The following is a 16,521-nucleotide window of genomic DNA, read 5'->3' as shown; positions in this document are numbered from 1 at the left end:
GGAAGCTGAGAACCGGATGCTGCAACCTCCTTCCTGCCGCCCGAGAGCTATCGGATAGAAGGTGAAAGACTTGCCACGTCTCGCGGTTCTTTTTGTCGTCTTCGTGGATATTCTTGGACTGGGGCTCATGATCCCCGTATTGAGCGAAATACTCCTGGATCCGGGACAGAAATTCTTGCCAAATTCGGTGAGTGGGGACCGGCGCGAACTTCTTTACGGAACAATCTTAGGTGCGTTCTTCTTTTCCTGGTTTTTTGGCGCGGCATTCATATCGAAATTGTCCGATTATATTGGCCGCAAGAGCGCGATCCTGATCTGCCTTTGCGGTGCCTTCTCCGGATATCTCCTGACATTCCTGGCGCTGGAAACTTCGAGCGTTCTGCTGCTGCTGGCCGGCCGTGTCATCGGAGGGTTTACAGCCGGCAATCAGCCGATCGCCCAGGCCGCCCTGATCGATGAAGCGGAAGACGCTCAGCAGAAAGCCAAATTCATGGGGCAAATGGTGGCCGCGGTTGCAATCGGCCTTGTTTCCGGCCCCCTCCTGACAGCCTCCCTCACGAGCAAGGCCGTCATGGGGGAATCCGCAGGCTTCGAACTGCCGGTCCTGGCCGCGCTTATGCTTGTCGTCGTCAATATTGTTTTGATCCTGCGGTATTTCCGCGAGACCCTGCCGGCGCGCCGCAAAATCGATTTCGGGCCGAGCGAGGTTTTCCTGACGCTTGTCCGTGTCGTCCAGAATCCGGTTACCCTTCGGCTTGCACCGGTCTTCTTCTTTGCGGTTATGGGCTTCAACGCCTTCTACATTTTTCTCGATGATTTTCTGATCGCCCGTTTCGCGTTCGGCGCTTTCAAAAACAGCGCCGTACTGGTGGTTCTCGGGGCAACCATGGGGTCCGTAAGCCTGTACCTGGTCGGACCTGTCTCCAGGCGCTTCCGGAGTATCGACATTATCGCCGTCACGGTGTCGATCATGATCGTGTTCATGACGGGTTATCTCCTCAATCAGGTCGCATGGCTCGCCTTTGTGCTGGTGATCCCGATCATTGCGGCCTTCGGGATTACGTATCCGACCTTTTTGTCGATGTTTTCCGCCAGCGTAGACGCCAGTCGTCAGGGCTGGGCAATGGGCGTCTGTGTCGCGCTCTATACGCTGGGCTCCGGGTCGATCTCGATCGCCGGCGGAACCGCGACGGCACTTGATCCCGCACTCCCGCTTTATATCGCCATCGGGAGTTGCGCTTTGGCCTTGGCGCTCATGACCGTTCTCTGGCGGGGCAACAAGGCAGTCCTTGCCCTCGTCTCAACAGAACAATCGCCAGACCGGGCCGCATGAAACAACTCTCCAGTCAAACTTGAGACATCCGTCTATCGACAGAATCAGCACTCGGCCGCTTATCTAAAGGAAAAGGCAGGGAACGAATTGGAAACAATCGGGAAAGCTTTGAGAAGAAGTCCGATTGTCGATCCCTTTTCCCTGGCCGGAGATAAATATTTCGAGGCGCGGGCGTCGCCGGAAAGCAATTTGACCCTCGGACTGCAAGCCGCCCAGGCGACTACAATTGCGCCGCCACCGAACCGCTCCGGTGGTGCAGAGAAGGCAGGATATTGATGCGCTTCAGATATGGTGTCGTTTGCGTCATCTCGGCTGCCTTGACATCTCTTCAAAGCGAAGTCAGGTCCGCACTGGCGGCCGATTTTCCGGTCGCACCGGAGCCCGTCGACTACGTGCGCATATGCAACGCGTACGGGCTTCGGTTTCATTATGTTCCGGGGATACAAACCTGTCTGCGCGTCGGCGGCCGTGCCCGGCTCGACTACGAGTTCAACGACTTCGGCAGTTCGCCCAATGAATGGGACGACAACGAGGATGATGCGACCGCCTTTCTGGCGCGCGCCTACGTCTATCTGGACTCACGGACACAAACCGAATTCGGTCTCCTTCGAACCTACACCAGCGTGTATTTCACGCATGAGTCCGGTGCTGAATCGACCACGGTCGAATATGCATATGTCGAATTCGGTGGGTTCACATTCGGTCGGGCGCAATCCTTCTACGACTTCTGGATCGGTTACAACTTCGGCGCCCAACTGGACGACGCCTCCGACGCCCAGAACGAGGTTCTCGCCTATACGGCCGATTTCGGAAACGGCCTGTCCGCATCCGTTTCGCTTGAAGGATCCGTGACACGGCAGTCCATGCTCGTCGCTCCTGCAACCCCAGCCTCATCTCCAAACGGCAATGCAGGAATGAAATGGCCTGACCTGGTCGCCAATCTCCGGATCAAACAGGGATGGGGAACGGCCCAGATCATGGGTGCGCTTCATCATGTCAGGTTTGCAGACAGCGCGGCCGAGGGCGCTTTGGGCTGGGCGCTTGGCGGGGGTCTGGAGGTCAATGTTCCGGCTTTCGGAAAGGGCGATACAATTGCCCTCCAGGCCGGTTATGCGGAGGGGGCGAGCGGCTATCCGTTTGATGACTGGGACAGCTTTATCACGGACGCGATCAATTCCGGTGGCGTCACCCGCACGACCCGGTCATGGAACTTGTCCGGTGGCTGGAGTCACAATCTCACCGAGATGCTGCAGGCTAACCTCGAAGGTGGCTATCACATCGCCGATGCGTCAACGGATGCCCGCGACCTTTCCCAGTGGGGCATTACCGGCAACCTGGTCTGGTCACCCATCAGCGGCCTCGATGTCGGCACGGAACTTCAGTATCGTCGCGTCAACTACAAGGCCGCCTCGGGCATGACCGACAAGAATGAACTCTACGCCACATTTCGGGTTCAAAGAACCTTCTGAAACGTCGCCATGCGCGCCGGTCGGGCATCCCTCGGCAACGGGCAAGGACGCGCCAACCGAAGGCACTGGGCGGCTTGCGTTTTACGCCTTGCGCAGATCCTCCGGGAAGAACCTGTCGTCATTGCTGCCGACTTCCTTGGCGATCATGCGATTGAGCAGGCCGTTCATGCGCATGATCAGCTCGGCATTTGTCTTCGTATCGACGCCAAGATTATCGAGTTCGTCCGGATCATTTTTCAGATCGAACAATTCGATCTCATTGTTTGCCAACAGATCCTCCAGCGTCTCGGGCGTATTGAAATTGTCGGGAGCGTAATAGCGCGAAAACTTGAAGCGCCCGTCAAAGACAAAGCTGATGAAGCCGCGGCGGGACATGTCCGGTTTGGCTTCGGCAAAAGGCGGAGCGAAGCGGCCTTCGGATATGTCGCGGCAAACACGCATCATGTAGAGGGAATCGACGGTCTGCAGGCCCACATAATTGAAGAGAACGGCTTCGCGGACAGCGTCTGCGGCAGCCTGATCCGGCGAAGACAACACGGACGAGAAATCGTGGCCCGGCAGGCCGGATAGTGCAGCCTTGCGCTTGGCCTCATCTGCGTTCGTCATTCCAACGAGTGTCGGTAGCAAATCAATATGGCTTGTCAGCGCATTGCAGTTCCCGCCGCCTGGATGTTCGGGGTGAACAACAACGGCTGGGGACATGAACTTCCTGCTCGTAAGGCAAGGGGCCCTTGCCGCGCAGCCCGCCGTGGGAGCCTCCCAGCTCGCCATGATCGGCCGTTCTCACAACGACGGTGGACTCCCAAAGATCCAGCGCGCTGATCGTATCCAGCACCGACTGAAGGTTCCGGTCATTATCGCGAATGAGGTTGAGATAGAAGTTGTAGTAGGTGTTCCACATCCGGGTTTCGTGAACCGGAATTTCTCCGAGAAAAGCCGACCAGCCAACCATGTAGGACAAATGCGCACGCGGCCTGCCGGGGGAATCCATCGGCTCAAGCGCGCTCGGCGACGGCGGAAATTTCCATTGCGTTTCAAAGTGAGCGTTGTCCGGCGGCGGTACGATCTTCATGCCGACCTGCGAGACCTGCACTTTCTCACCGGGCGGGTTGACGTCCGCATACATGATGTCATGCGGCGACACGAAACTGACCACAAGACACCACGGCTTGCCCTGGCGGTTGATCTCTTGTGCATTGGTCCTTAGCCAGCGAATGGCCGCACCAGCGGTGTAGGTGTCGGTATCATAAGCCTGATCCGGCGCACCGACCTTGTCGCCGTCCGGAGCAAAGGTGTCGAACCCGTATTCCCGCAGTGCATCCGTGTAGTTCACGTCGGTTTTGGGTGAGATGATATCCTTGCGCAGCTCGAATTTGCCGAAATAGGCGGTCTCGTATCCCAGGTCCTTGAAAATCGTCCCCATGCTGGGCTTGTCGGTTCGAAGGCTGGGCACATAGCCGGCCTCCATTTGATCGAAGACACCGTTTACCTGCGGGGTCTGGCCGGAAAACATGACGCCGCGCGAAGGGGTACACATGGCCGCGCCGATGTAGTGGTTGTGAAACGTCGTGCCCGGCGCTGAAGTTCTCGCGGGCGGGCGTGGATAACCGTCCGCCGGCCGGATGTGGTAGGCCTCTCGTCCGAAATGATCAGGATCACGTTATAGGGATGGTCCGCCGGTGTCTCGCGGCTCGCCGGTTGAGAACCGGATTGCGTTGTTTCGGCGGGACGCGGTCGTCAGTGCGTCGGCGGTTGAGAGACCAGCGATGGTTCCAAGAGCGGCCGCGCCCGTTCCGGCCTGCAGGACTGTCCTTCGGCTCACCCCTGCGGAACCACTTTCGGATTTCGATTGATTGTCGGAAGTTTCACGCTTCTTCATAGGTCCCAACCTTATCCCCTGGCGCAACAAGCGCATGCAACTGAGCCTGAGCGGAAAAACGTAAATCGAAGTCTGCAGGTTTTGGAAAGCAAAGACCAAGCAGGCCGAGGCCCGCGGATACACGGACTTTAGGGGAGCAACTGGGCCGGAGCCTTGAACTTCAGCCCAAAAACGCTTCGCCGCATTCATTGTGGATAGAAAAGCGGGTCAGGCACCATGAGATAATCATCCAAGAAACTTAGAGACGTCCATCCATGGACAGAATCAAGTTTGAAAAAGCCAAATGACAGCGCGCGCTGAGGAAGAGGCACTACCCGGCTCCAAACTCAAAGGTCCTCGAGTTGGGATTCCGTGCCGGAGAATTGGCGCATTCAGGCCCGCACAAGATTGCCGGAATACCCTGCGCAGCCAAAGACGGAGGTTGGTCGCGATTGGATACGACACGCCGTAATTTCCTGAAAACGACCGTGGGCGGCATCGCGCTGACGGTGTGTTCCCTTGGGCAGACCGGATTGCGCCTGGGGCCGGGAGCGGCGAATGCGGCGACGATCGCACCGCCCGCCCGACTGGTCCGGCGGCCCCGGCAAGGCGAAGTTTCGTATCGACGGCCTCGACAAGGTAACGGGGCGGAAAATCTATGCACGTGATTTTCGTGCGCGCGATCTGGACGGATGGCCGGATACGGAAGAGGTGGTCCTGATTGCCAGGACACCGATCGCGGACCGGATCTTTCTCGGCCTCGACCTCAGCCGCCTTCCCAAAGAGTTGATTCCGACAAAGACGGTCACCGCGGAGAACCTAAAGGTAGACCGGACCGGCCTGGCGAAATCGGACTATCCGGAAGGCGATTATCTGCTGCCGAAGAACAAGGTTCCCGATTATCTCGGCCAGGCCGTCGGACTGCTTTATTTCGACGACTATCATACGATGGACAAGGCCAGGCGGGAGATCCGATCCGACATGACGACATGTCTCGTCTTCGGTGACGAAGTGCCGGCGGACAGGACGAAATACTACGCACCCGAAACCAGTATTATTCACGTCAAGTCGGCGGCAGGCAAGGAGGTCTTCTCCCAGGTCTCCGGCGGCCCGGTCCGTCCGCAGCTCGCCACGACCAAGCGCGATATCGAGGCGATGGGCTGGGTGGACAGGATCCGCGAGAAATTCGAGGGACGCCGAAGCCCAGGATTGGAAGGTCATCAGCGGGACCTATGAAACCCAGATGGTCGATCCGATGTTCATGGAACCGGAGTCCGGCCTTGCCTGGTTCGACAGGGCGGAAGGAACGCTGCATCTGCTGATCGGGACCCAATCGCCAAGCTACGATGCCACGGCCGCCCTTCAGATTTTCTCCGAACCGATGTCTGCCTTGGGAGTCAAACGCGTCAACCTGATCGCGGCTTATCCCGGCGGCGGGTTCGGCGGTCGCGACACTTCGATATTGTGCCTGCATCTTGCGATCGCAGCCGCCTATTCGGACAAGCCGGTCAGGATCGTCAACGACCGGTTCGAACAGTTCCAGGCGGGCGTTAAACGTCATGCTTCGCGCTGCGAAGTGAAGCTTGCCGTCGGTCCGGACAGGAAGTTCACGGCGCTCAGCAACTACATCTATCTGAACGGAGGCGGCCGCCGAAACGTCAGCGGGTATGTGGCCCAGGTAGCGGGCATCAACGGAACCGGTCCCTATTCGGTACCGCTTGCCGATATCTGGTCCCGGGCATCCGAAAAACCCAGGCGATCACGGCCGGTTCGGATGCGCGGGTTCGGGGCTGTCCAAAGCCAGTTTGCGATTGAAACCATCGTCGACGAGCTGGCGGTGGAAATCGGCGCCGACCCGATCGAATTCCGCAGGCTGAACGTTCTTTCAGAAGGCGATGTTCTAGGCACCGGCGCACCGGTGGCGCCTCCCGGTCTGGCAGAGATGTGTGAGCAAGCCGCCGCACACCGCCTTTGGCAGGACCGCAACAGCAGGCAAAAAGAAGCCGCCGGCAGCGACGAGGCCTACGGTGTCGGCTTCGCCGCGGCGATCAAGAACTACGGCACCGGCGCGGATGCCGCGCTCGACGAAGTGGCGATCGATGCGCAGGGCAATATCACGGTAACCACCAACGTCATCGACATGGGCTCCGGCACTGCGACGACCCTGGCGATTGCCACGGCAAAACACCTGGGCGCGAATGCGGCGAAGATAAACACCGGCTTCCTGGCACCCTTTGCGGATCTGCAGCTTGAAGAAGGGTTCAAGATGCAGCCGGACAATCCGCGATGGACGCCGCTCATTTTCGAATCCACCAAGGCATCGTCGACCTCCTCCAAATGGGTGCACGGCGTTGAGCAGGCGTGTCTGGTGCTTCTGGCGACCGGGTCTTCTGCCCGCTGCCCGCGCGCTTTGGGGCTCCGGCGAACTTTCTCTCGATGCCGTGCGATGGGAGGACGGCAAGCTCGTCAGTGACGGGCATGCGCCGATTCCGCTTCCCGTACTGGCGAAAACCGCGCACGAGAAGGGCCTTGTCGTGTCGGCCATGATCCACGCGTTCTTTAGCGGACGCTGGGTGGAGGCGGATTACACGGTCGGTGAAGAAACGTTCCGCTGGCAGATCGATGCGCTCTCGGTCCGGCGCGGCGGACGGCAGGACCGGGACCTGATCGACCGCAAGAACCCGAAGCTCTACACGGTTGAAAGCATCTGGGAAGGCAACGGGCAGTCTTTCGGGCGCTTCGGCCTGCCTTGCCGCGGTTCGTGTCAACCGCCGGACCGGACAGGTCCGGCTGGACGAAGCCGTTCAGTTCCTGGCGCCCGGCAAAGTCCTGCAGAAAGACCTTGTTGACGGGCAGATGGACGGAAGTTTTGCGATGGGGGTCGGACAGGCCCTGCTTGAAGTGACGCCAGCTGACGGAACCGGTGCGGGAGACGGTCTTTGGAACCTTCACCGCTATCACGTCCCTTTGTCGTCCGACATCGCCCTCGGCAAGGTCGAAAAAGTCATCCTGCCGCCTGAAGCGCCCGATGCCCCCGCACGGGGCATTGCGGAAGTCGCGATGATCCCGATTGCCCCTGCCATCGGCAATGCCGTTCGCGCATGCCACCGGCATCCGGTTCCGGAAGCTGCCGATCCTGCCTGAAGACGTCCGGGCCGCGTGGAGGGGATGATGGAAAAGATCGATCTCGCGTTCACACTCAACGGCGAAAAGGTCAGCCGGACGGGCGTTCCAGGTGACATGAAGCTCGTCGATTTCCTGCGGGAAGACCTCGGTCTGACCGGCACCAAGTTCTGTTGCGGCATCGCCGTCTGCCGGGTCTGCACGGTCAGTGTTGCCCGGGAGGAAGGCGCCCATCAGGAAGCCATCCGCTCCTGCACAACGCCGCTTAGCGACATCAACGGGCGGCATGTAACGACGGTCGAGGGGCTTGAAGAAGCGGGAACCCTTCATCCGCTTCAGCAGGCGTTTCTGGACAATTTCTCCTTCCAATGCGGCTATTGCTGCCCGGGTTTTCTGATGGCGTCCTATGCGCTTCTGGACAGGCTCAAGCGGCAACCGATCCCCGCGGACAAGGTGGACGAGGCCATCGAGGACGCCGTCGGCCAGCACGTCTGCCGATGCACCGGCTACGTCCGCTATCACCAGGCCATCCGACAGGTCCTTCTGGAAACACCGGGGCTGGTGACGTGATGGGAGGGGTGGCCATGAAAAACCTGACCGGCGCAGTCACCGCGATGCTGTTGAGCTGCGGCCTCGGGAAGGCCATTGCCGAAGAGAGCTATACGCTCAACGACTACGGCAAGGAATGCGCCAGCCTGATCGCGGAAGCGCCGGTCTTCAATTGCCTGGACCTCGATCTGGTTCCGGTAACGGTCAATGGCAAGGTTCCGGAGACTTACACGCCGGACATGATATGCGACCGCCCGGCGATGTTGCCTTATCCGGAAAAGACCGACGGTCAGTGCGCGCCCTACAGCCGTATGACGGCCTACCGGGACGACGATGTGCAAATGGTCCTGTTGTGCCGCCGCATGTTCATCCGGCCGGTCGACGATCCGCATTTCGATTCCATCGAAATCATCATGCACAACGTCAAATCGGGCAGCACCTGCTTCTTCATTTCCAAGAACTTCGGCGAAAAACCCGAAGGCGACGACGGCAGCCGGGTCCCGCCTCCGTCCGAGCTTTCGCCGCCGGAGGGCAAGATTTCCGCAGAAAAGCTCTGGGCAACGCCTCAGGAAGTTGTCCAGCACGGCTGCATTTACTGCCATGACAGCGACCCCTGGATGCGAACGCCATGGTCGGAACAAAACGGCCAGTTGCCGGCCGACCCCTGGGGGTTCCATTCGGTGGATGCCGGCGGCCCGTTCAAGACATGGCCCAAACCGAAAAGCATCTCCACCCGAGGCAACACCTGCACCGGCTGCCACAGGATCGGATCTCTCAACACCTGCGGGTCGAGGGATATTCCGACCTTCGGCGAGCAGCCGGCGAAAATGCTTCAGTCCATCGGACAGGCCCCGCACGGGCGGCTCGGTGCGCGTCCCGGAACAATCCACGAGGCACCGCCCGATCCCTACAGCAAGTGGGCTTCTTCCTATCCGCATTCCTACTGGATGCCGCCGGGAAACGACCTGCCGCTCGCCGAATGGAACAGGATCTACCAGCAGGACGTGATGGACCTGCAGCGCTGCTGCGACAACCCGGAAGCCGATGGCTGCATCGTCTCTCCGATCCAGTCGCTGAACGAATGGCTCGCGGAAAAGACAGCCGATGAGGAAACGGCAAATTGAATGTGAATGATCTGCAAGGCGCCGTCGGCGCCCAAAATCCCAATCCATAGGGGATCGAATTCATGGCAAAGACCAACCGCTTCGTTTCTGATCACGGTGAAACCGAAAACGCGACCTTGAGCAACGGAGTCTCCAGAAGGGCGCTTCTTTCCGGGCTTGCCGGAAGCGCCGCATTTTTTGCCGCGCCGCCGTTTTCATATGCCCAGACCACGACCAACAAAGAGGCTCTGCAGGGCGAGCCGCTGGTGCCGGTGAAGCCGGATTATGAACTGGTCGCCAAGTTTGCGACCTATCCCCTCGAGCTGGAATACGGTGTCGACAAGAACGGCAAGGTCGACCAGGGCAGCGATACAATGGCCCGGGGCCAATTCGAGTATCTCTGCCGGAGCTGGGGGCTTGACGGGGTCTTTGACGGAAACTTCCTCGGCCCGGTCCTGGAGCTGCAGCCCGGCCAGACCTTCAGCATCAAGATCGTCAACGATTTGAAAGAAGACGGTATCTACGAAGGGATCGGTCCCGCCGAGCCGAAGGCGGAGGACTGGCTGAACATCATCCGGCAGAAGAACGGTCCCTATTCCTTCCTGCACGAACAGGATCCGCTCGGCATGCCCTTCGCCAATGTGTGCAAGCCGACGACGCCGATTGCAGACTTCACGGTCGACGAGGTGAACGTCCCGAAGAATTACAACTGGACCAACCTTCACCTGCACGGCCTTCAGATCACGCCGCATCTGTTCGAGCCGGAAGGCACGCTCGAAAAGGCCTCCGACTACATCACCATCAAACCGGGCGAGGAAAAAACCTACACCTTCACCCTGGCCGAAGATCATCCCTGCGGCACCTTCTGGTATCACCCGCACCGGCACAATTCCGTCGCCATCCAGGCCTGGAGCGGCATGGCCGGCATGGTGCTTGTCCGCGGCAAGTACGACGCGGAACTGAAATCCTACGGAGTCACGACGGAAATTCCCTTCGCCGTTCACGACCCGCATTACACGGTTGAAAAGGCGCCGGAAAAGGCAACGCCGGGCGTTGCCAAGGTCGCCCGGTTCCTGGCGGCCCAGAATACCGGCGATGACTATTCCTTCATGGTGACCGGGCGATACCGGCCGGAATATACGGTCAAGCGCAACGAGGTGTTCCTCATCCGTCATCTCAGCGCGACCATCGAAAACCTCAACGCCTTCCGGATCGTCAAGGCCAGGGGAACGGGTACGCCAACTCCACCTGACACGGATGACGACAACATTCCCTTCCACATCATCGCATCCGACGGCATCGCCTACGATCGGCCGGTCAGGCGGATGTCCATGGTCATGGGCGGCGGCGAACGGCACGACCTGCTGGTGCAATTCCCCGAAGCCGGGATCTACGAGGTCTGGAGCGATCATTGCGGCACCATCCAGTTCTATGGTGGCGGCCCCAAGGATCAGTTGCTGGCAACGTTCCGGGTGACGGAGGAAACGGCGGAAGGACAAGCGCTGATTTCCGAAATGACCTTCACCCCGGGTATCCCGCCGGAACAGAATATCCGGCAAGAGGAAATCGTCCGGCGGCGCCATTTCGTCTTCGATCTGGCCGGCGACACTTGCAAGTTCCCGTTCCCCCAGTTCCGGATCGACGACAGGGACTACCGCCCGGACGACACCTATTTCGATGTGAAGGCCGGCACGACCGAGGAATGGGTGATCTCCAGCCCTTCGGCAGCGACGCACCCGTTTCATATTCATGTCAATCCGTTCCAGGTGAAGGAAGTGTACGGCGCCTATTCGGTCGACGAGAAACTGGTTCCGGAACACCAGCGCCAGATCGTGACCAACCGTATCAACGCCATGCGCCACCTGGACCGGCCGAACATGTGGCGCGACACGATCATCATCCCGCAAAAGGGAATGCTGCGCATATGGATGCGGTTCGATCCGGAGCTTGTGGGCAAGACCGTGTTCCACTGCCATTTCCTCGCACATGAGGAAACGGGGATGCTGCAGAATTTCAGGATCGTTCCGTAGCGAACAGAGGTCGGCGGCAGCACCCCTTCCCGTCCCCGATCGACAAGAGGCAAAGGGATTACGATGCTCAAGAAACTGGTTTCAGCCGTACTGCTTTCAATAATCGTCTCTCCCGCTGTGGCGGAAGAAACGGACTATTGCCGGCAGGTGACCCCGCAGGCCGCGGCAATGTTGAAGGACAGGCCCGCGGTGGTGACCGACATAGACGGTGTGCTCGGGCAGTACATCCTGCTTGACTACGGTCCGACGAATGGAGCGTTTCTCGACATCGGCGTGAGTTACCCGCGCAAAGATGCCGCCTTGATGCTCAACATCTACCATCGCCGCGGATATGCGATCGTCTATATGGCCGGCCGCCCCCGGCAAATGGAAGTGCTCGGCAAGTCGATGTGTCAGGCGACCCTGGACTGGCTTCAGGAAAACGGTTTCCCGGTGGAAGAAGGCGACACGCTCCTGTTGCTGCGCAATGGCGATGCCGCGGTGACGGAAGCAAAGGACCGGGGAACCGCCATGGCCGAGTGGATGGGCGATCACGGAACGGCGCTGATCAAGTCCTTTGTCGAAGAGGCGAAAGGCAAGTTCGGCCTGGATCCGCGCTATGGCTACGTCGATTCCGATGTCGTGACGGATGCGTTCATCGATGCCGGTCTCCCGGCAAAGAATATTTTCACAATCGGCAACAAGGGCATTTCGCGTCTCGGCTATCGCGGCTCTACGCCGATCATCGGGCCGGAAAGCAACCCGGGCTATTCCGGCCACACCAGGGACTTTGTGATCCCTCAGGTTCCCGACGAAAGGAAGGTCCCGTGAGAGCCTGTCTGTTCCTGCTGCTTGGGCTGTTCCTGCCCGTTTCCGCTCTCGCGCAAGCGCAGGGTAGTGGCCTGCAGCCATTCATCGGTTGCTGGGTCAGCGAGAGCTTTGCGCCGACATCCTTGCTGGCCGATGCCAGCAAGCCCGAAAGCGCGACACTCGTACGCGAAAAGATGTGGCTCAAGATCCGCATGATCGAGGACACGGACTACCTTGTCTTCAGCCATATCTATGAATGGGATGACGAGAACACCTATGTGCTCGGCCCGACCTACCAGAATGGAGCCTACAACCCCCAGGCCGGTTACCTGACATTCGGTTTCCCCAACGGCGGGTTGGACCATGTGACGATGTCCGGACCGGACAGGCTCCTCTACGTTCATGCGAAATCGGCGACCGACAAGTCTGCCATGTCTGTACGGATGCTTGCGAGGCTGGATTGCGAAGACGCCGGCAGAATGGAAACAGAGCTGAAGCAGCGCCAGGAAATGTTTCAAGAATAATATAACATTTAGTCCGGTGCACGGTTACTACCTGACTTATGTTTCTATTTGTTTCTGGAAGTCGAAAACGAAGGGTCGGAAAGTGTCAATTACTGGCAGTACTATGGGGATAACCGCTATCGAACCATTACGGAGTTTTGTTTTTGCGGATAATCTTGGAAATGAAACGCGCCTTTGGCGTCTGCTGAAATGCATGCCGACTTTTAAGACATCCGTAAATGCGTCCCCGTGGAGGCCAAACGGAACCGCCAAGGCCCATATCCCGATGTAGAGCTAGGTAAAAACGACAAGAAACCAAATCGACCCTATGACCGACAACACCTCTATCCCATCCCTGCATCTTGATGCGTCGATTGTTGGAGATGAATACTGCTTCGACGCGTGGCGCGAGGCCGTACGCTCGGTATACGACGTCAATCCTTTGGCGGACGGTTCAAGTACCAGGGAAAGCGTGACTGCGTGGTTGATGAACGGGTTGATATTCACAGATGTGGAGTTCTCCGCCCAGACCTTCAGTCATGGCGCAAGGCTGGCACAAGACACGAATTTCATTTCCCTTCAGCTTTATAAAAAAGGCGGCTCCAAAGGATTGATCGAAGATCAGTCCTGGCAGTTATCTCCTGGAGACATCCACGTCTATGATTTTTCGAGGGAGTTTTATTCCTCGGCTTGCGATTCGAATGTCGTGGGCGTCGTCATTCCGCACGAGAAAATCGGCTACGATCCTGCCCTGCATCCGGGCCATATGGTCTTTTCGCATGATACGGGGATCGGGCGGTTTCTCGCCAATACCTTGCGCGCTTTGCTGGATCAGCTCCCGGACATCAAAAAAGACGAAGAGGAGGATTTGGCGAGCGGGTTTTGCGGCCTGATGGAAAATGTTCTTGTTTCCGGATCTCCGCTTGGGCCGTCCGAAGAAAAAAAGCGCGACGAGCGGCGAAAGGAAATGCAGGCCTATATCAACCGCAATTTGGCGACCCCGGAACTGGGAGTTGCGCATCTTTGCCGGATCTTCAATATCTCCCGGCCGTCCGTGTACAGGGAGTTCGCTCAGTACGGAGGCGTCGCAAACTACATCACCATGCGCCGTCTGGAACGCGCCTTTTATCAGCTCATATCCGTCCCCTTCGGACAACGCCGCATCAAGGAAGTTGCCTACGGTGTCGGGTTCTCAGATCCGGCTCATTTCAGCCGGCTGTTTCGCCAGCGGTTCGGAATGACACCCATGGAGGCAACCAATTTGCGGGGCGGAAGGCACTTTAAAGAAGCGCAGAGCCCCATAAGCCACAACACTATCAACTACGGTCAGTTGAGCGCGTGGCTGCAGAGTATCTAGTTCTTGAATAATTTGCCGCGTGAGACGGGCATCCTATTCTTTATGATACGCTGATCCTATTTTACTCATATTCTTCAATGGTTTAATAAGGTCTGCATGATAGTTCTCCAAGAACCGTTTTAAGTCTTCCGAGAGTATTCCGGCGTTTAGCGGGAGACTTTGGGAAACCTGATTGACGTCTGCACAAGTCGATAAACGGCTCGATCAGAACGTCAGCAGCTCTGGACAGGAGAACCTTTGAATGCCGACTCTCGACGCGACTCCGTTTCCCTATGAATTCGATATCGACCACATTGCCCTGATCTGCATCGACATGCAGCGGGACTTCTGTTTGCCCGGCGGATTTGCGGAATCGCTCGGCAACGATCTCAGCAACATTCAACCCTGCATTCAGGTCATCGCCGATTTGCAGGCCGCCTTCCGCAAGGCCGGCCTTCCCGTGATCCACACCAAGGAATGCCACAAGCCGGACCTCTCGGATCTGCCGACAGCCAAGCGCAACCGTGGCAATCCGAAAATCAAGATCGGCGATATGGGCCCGATGGGCCGCATCCTGATCGATGGCGAAGAGGGATCGGATTTCATTCCGCAAAACGCACCGTTGGAGGGCGAACTGGTTATCTCCAAGCCCGGCAAGGACGCGTTCTATGACACCATCCTTCACGAGTATCTGATGAAGCGGAACATCTCCAATCTCGTGATTACGGGCGTCACGACGGAAGTCTGTGTCCAGACCACCATGCGCTGCGCCAACGACCGCGGCTATGATTGTCTCCTGGTCGAAGACGGTACCGACAGCTTCTTTCCCGAATTCAAGGAAGTCACGCTGCGCGCCCTGACCGCACAAGGCGGGATCGTCGGCTGGACGGCACCGTCCAAAAAGGTCCTCGACCTGATCGCCGCGCTTTGATGCAACCGGGTTGCGGACGCGCTGCTGCCGTCCGCAACACCGCTGCCAATCATTCCCGGATTGGTGACGCTCAGGTGTGTGAGGCTTTGGTTCCATGACCCCATTGGTAGAGATGATCCTGCCTCCGGCAGTCTCCGGCAAGCTTCCGTATTGGAGGCTGGTGCTCAGGGGCTGTTCCCAGCTTTGTTTCCAGACCAATGAACTGACGGGGCTTTTGTTTCTTGCGGCCGTTCTTGCCGCCTCTCCGCTAACTGCAGCCTATATGCTGGTCGCGGCGATCCTGGCACCCGGCGGACGCATGCTGCTGGGCCAGAAGCAGACACTCGAAACCGGGCTGCCCGGCATCAATCCCTGTCTGATCGCGATCTCACTTCCTTCGTTTTATCACACCGGATGGAACGACTTCGGCATGTGGGGCGTGTTGCTGTGCTGTGTGGCTGCCGCGATCGTTCTTGTGCGCATCCTGGTTGCCAGGCTGCCGTTCCCGATCACCGCACTGCCGTTTCTCATCATTTTCTGGGTCCTGTGGGCTCTCGCACCCTATCTGGATGTGCTTCAGCCGATCGAATTCAGCGCGACGCAGGTTGCGGATTTTCATCCGCTCACGGCGGTCGGTCGCAGCCTGGGAGAGGCATTGTTCTCGCCAACGGTCGTGTCCGGTTCCCTGTTCCTGCTCGGGCTTCTTGTGAGCAACTGGCGTCACGCCATTATTGCCTTACTTGGAGCAGCAATAGGGACACTGGTTTCCTACTATTACGGCGGCACCGGTGCGGCGAACGCCGACACGGGCCTCTATGGCTTCAACGGTGTTCTTGCGGCTGTCGCAGTCTATGTCATTTGCGGAGGACGCCTGCCGCTTTCTCTTCTTGCAGCACTTCTTGCGACCGTTCTGATGCCGCTATTTTCGCTCCTGGGCCTACAGGCGCTATCCGCCCCGTTCGTCCTGACGGTTTGGTTTCTGCTGGCGCTGGACTGGATCGACAATCATGGTTTTCGGGCCCGGACCGAAGATGAAAACGAGCCGGGGTCACCGCTCGCATCTCCGCAGCGCCGAGGACCGGTCAAGGAACAAGCGACATGATCGAAATGCCCCCCATGCTGAACTTGCAGGACCTCGCCGGATACGCAAACAGCCTGAACGGACCTGCGGATTGGAAACCCTTCCATGAAGGCGTGACCGCGCATTGGTTTTACGATGACGGGAACGGCGGCGCGGCCTCCGTGCTCCTACGATACGAAGCCGGTGCGCGGGTCCCTCTGCATGAACACCTGGGGCATGAACATATCTATCTCATCCGGGGGGACCAGTATGACGAACATGGCACCTATCCCGAAGGCAGCTTCGTGATCAACCGCCCCGGCACGCGCCATTCGCCGGGCAGCAAGAACGGTTGTATCGCGCTTTTGATCTATGAAAAGGCCGTCCGCTTTGTAGGCGCTGAATAGACGCGGTGTCCTCGGTTTGAGGGCTTCAAAGGAAACGCCTTCTGAAGGCGG

Annotated in this window: 17 protein-coding genes; 15 read left to right on the top strand and 2 right to left on the bottom strand. The window is 58.5% G+C overall.

From position 1 onward, the window contains the following. Positions 1–61 precede the first annotated feature (61 nt). Together ABIN98_RS05335 and ABIN98_RS05330 are read left to right on the top strand one after the other, a co-directional pair. Positions 62–1,333, top strand: coding sequence for an MFS transporter (locus ABIN98_RS05335; protein ID WP_346908064.1), 1,272 nt, complete (start codon positions 62–64; stop codon positions 1,331–1,333). A gap of 275 nt (positions 1,334–1,608) precedes the next feature. After that, positions 1,609–2,802, top strand: a complete 1,194-nt coding sequence (locus tag ABIN98_RS05330; RefSeq protein WP_346908063.1) for a porin — start codon at positions 1,609–1,611, stop codon at positions 2,800–2,802. An 81-nt stretch (positions 2,803–2,883) separates the two neighbouring features. Here the strand turns inward: ABIN98_RS05330 and ABIN98_RS05325 are convergent, their stop codons facing one another. Together ABIN98_RS05325 and ABIN98_RS05320 are read right to left on the bottom strand one after the other, a co-directional pair. Beyond that, entirely contained in the window at positions 2,884–3,408 is a 525-nt protein-coding gene (locus ABIN98_RS05325; protein ID WP_346908062.1) for a hypothetical protein, read from the bottom strand. A gap of 22 nt (positions 3,409–3,430) precedes the next feature. After that, complete coding sequence (locus ABIN98_RS05320) at positions 3,431–4,426, bottom strand: sulfatase-like hydrolase/transferase (protein ID WP_346908176.1); 996 nt, start codon at positions 4,424–4,426, stop codon at positions 3,431–3,433. A gap of 792 nt (positions 4,427–5,218) precedes the next feature. Here ABIN98_RS05320 and ABIN98_RS05315 point away from each other — a divergent pair. The 13 genes from ABIN98_RS05315 to ABIN98_RS05255 all read left to right on the top strand — a co-directional run bounded on the left by ABIN98_RS05315 (position 5,219) and on the right by ABIN98_RS05255 (position 16,470). Then, positions 5,219–5,896: a hypothetical protein gene (locus tag ABIN98_RS05315; protein ID WP_346908060.1), complete on the top strand. Its 678-nt coding sequence runs from the start codon at positions 5,219–5,221 to the stop codon at positions 5,894–5,896. A gap of 7 nt (positions 5,897–5,903) precedes the next feature. Beyond that, positions 5,904–7,133 (top strand): molybdopterin cofactor-binding domain-containing protein, encoded by a 1,230-nt coding sequence (locus tag ABIN98_RS05310; protein WP_346908058.1) that lies wholly within the window; start codon positions 5,904–5,906, stop codon positions 7,131–7,133. Beyond that, positions 7,102–7,509, top strand: a complete 408-nt coding sequence (locus tag ABIN98_RS05305) for a hypothetical protein (RefSeq protein ID WP_346908179.1) — start codon at positions 7,102–7,104, stop codon at positions 7,507–7,509. Before ABIN98_RS05310 ends, ABIN98_RS05305 begins: the two co-directional genes overlap by 32 nt. Beyond that, positions 7,451–7,804 (top strand): molybdopterin cofactor-binding domain-containing protein, encoded by a 354-nt coding sequence (locus ABIN98_RS05300; RefSeq protein WP_346908174.1) that lies wholly within the window; start codon positions 7,451–7,453, stop codon positions 7,802–7,804. Before ABIN98_RS05305 ends, ABIN98_RS05300 begins: the two co-directional genes overlap by 59 nt. A 27-nt stretch (positions 7,805–7,831) precedes the next feature. Further along, positions 7,832–8,353, top strand: coding sequence for a (2Fe-2S)-binding protein (locus ABIN98_RS05295; RefSeq protein ID WP_394701442.1), 522 nt, complete (start codon positions 7,832–7,834; stop codon positions 8,351–8,353). A gap of 14 nt (positions 8,354–8,367) precedes the next feature. Beyond that, the gene (locus tag ABIN98_RS05290) at positions 8,368–9,456 is read left to right on the top strand and encodes a hypothetical protein (RefSeq protein WP_346908054.1); all 1,089 of its coding nucleotides are present in this window, start codon (positions 8,368–8,370) and stop codon (positions 9,454–9,456) included. Positions 9,457–9,518: 62 nt separating this feature from the next. Then, the gene (locus ABIN98_RS05285) at positions 9,519–11,465 is read left to right on the top strand and encodes a multicopper oxidase domain-containing protein (protein WP_346908052.1); all 1,947 of its coding nucleotides are present in this window, start codon (positions 9,519–9,521) and stop codon (positions 11,463–11,465) included. A 63-nt stretch (positions 11,466–11,528) separates the two neighbouring features. Continuing rightward, positions 11,529–12,275, top strand: coding sequence for a hypothetical protein (locus ABIN98_RS05280; protein WP_346908050.1), 747 nt, complete (start codon positions 11,529–11,531; stop codon positions 12,273–12,275). Beyond that, positions 12,272–12,778, top strand: a complete 507-nt coding sequence (locus ABIN98_RS05275; protein WP_346908048.1) for a hypothetical protein — start codon at positions 12,272–12,274, stop codon at positions 12,776–12,778. The genes ABIN98_RS05280 and ABIN98_RS05275 overlap by 4 nt, the downstream gene beginning before the upstream one ends. Positions 12,779–13,085: 307 nt before the next feature. Continuing rightward, the gene (locus tag ABIN98_RS05270; RefSeq protein WP_346908046.1) at positions 13,086–14,114 is read left to right on the top strand and encodes a helix-turn-helix domain-containing protein; all 1,029 of its coding nucleotides are present in this window, start codon (positions 13,086–13,088) and stop codon (positions 14,112–14,114) included. A gap of 241 nt (positions 14,115–14,355) precedes the next feature. Continuing rightward, a complete protein-coding gene (locus ABIN98_RS05265) occupies positions 14,356–15,024 on the top strand; it encodes an isochorismatase family cysteine hydrolase (RefSeq protein ID WP_346908044.1) in 669 nt (222 codons plus the stop codon). A 94-nt stretch (positions 15,025–15,118) separates the two neighbouring features. After that, on the top strand, positions 15,119–16,105 hold the full coding sequence (locus ABIN98_RS05260; RefSeq protein WP_346908042.1) for an urea transporter: 987 nt from the start codon (positions 15,119–15,121) through the stop codon (positions 16,103–16,105). Continuing rightward, a complete protein-coding gene (locus ABIN98_RS05255; protein WP_346908040.1) occupies positions 16,102–16,470 on the top strand; it encodes a cupin domain-containing protein in 369 nt (122 codons plus the stop codon). Before ABIN98_RS05260 ends, ABIN98_RS05255 begins: the two co-directional genes overlap by 4 nt. Positions 16,471–16,521 lie beyond the last annotated feature (51 nt).

It is taken from the genome of uncultured Roseibium sp. (assembly GCF_963675095.2).
In the GTDB taxonomy this organism is placed as follows: Bacteria; Pseudomonadota; Alphaproteobacteria; order Rhizobiales; family Stappiaceae; genus Roseibium.
Note: the sequence above shows the minus strand (reverse complement) of the source record. Positions and strands in the feature narration are given on the sequence as shown.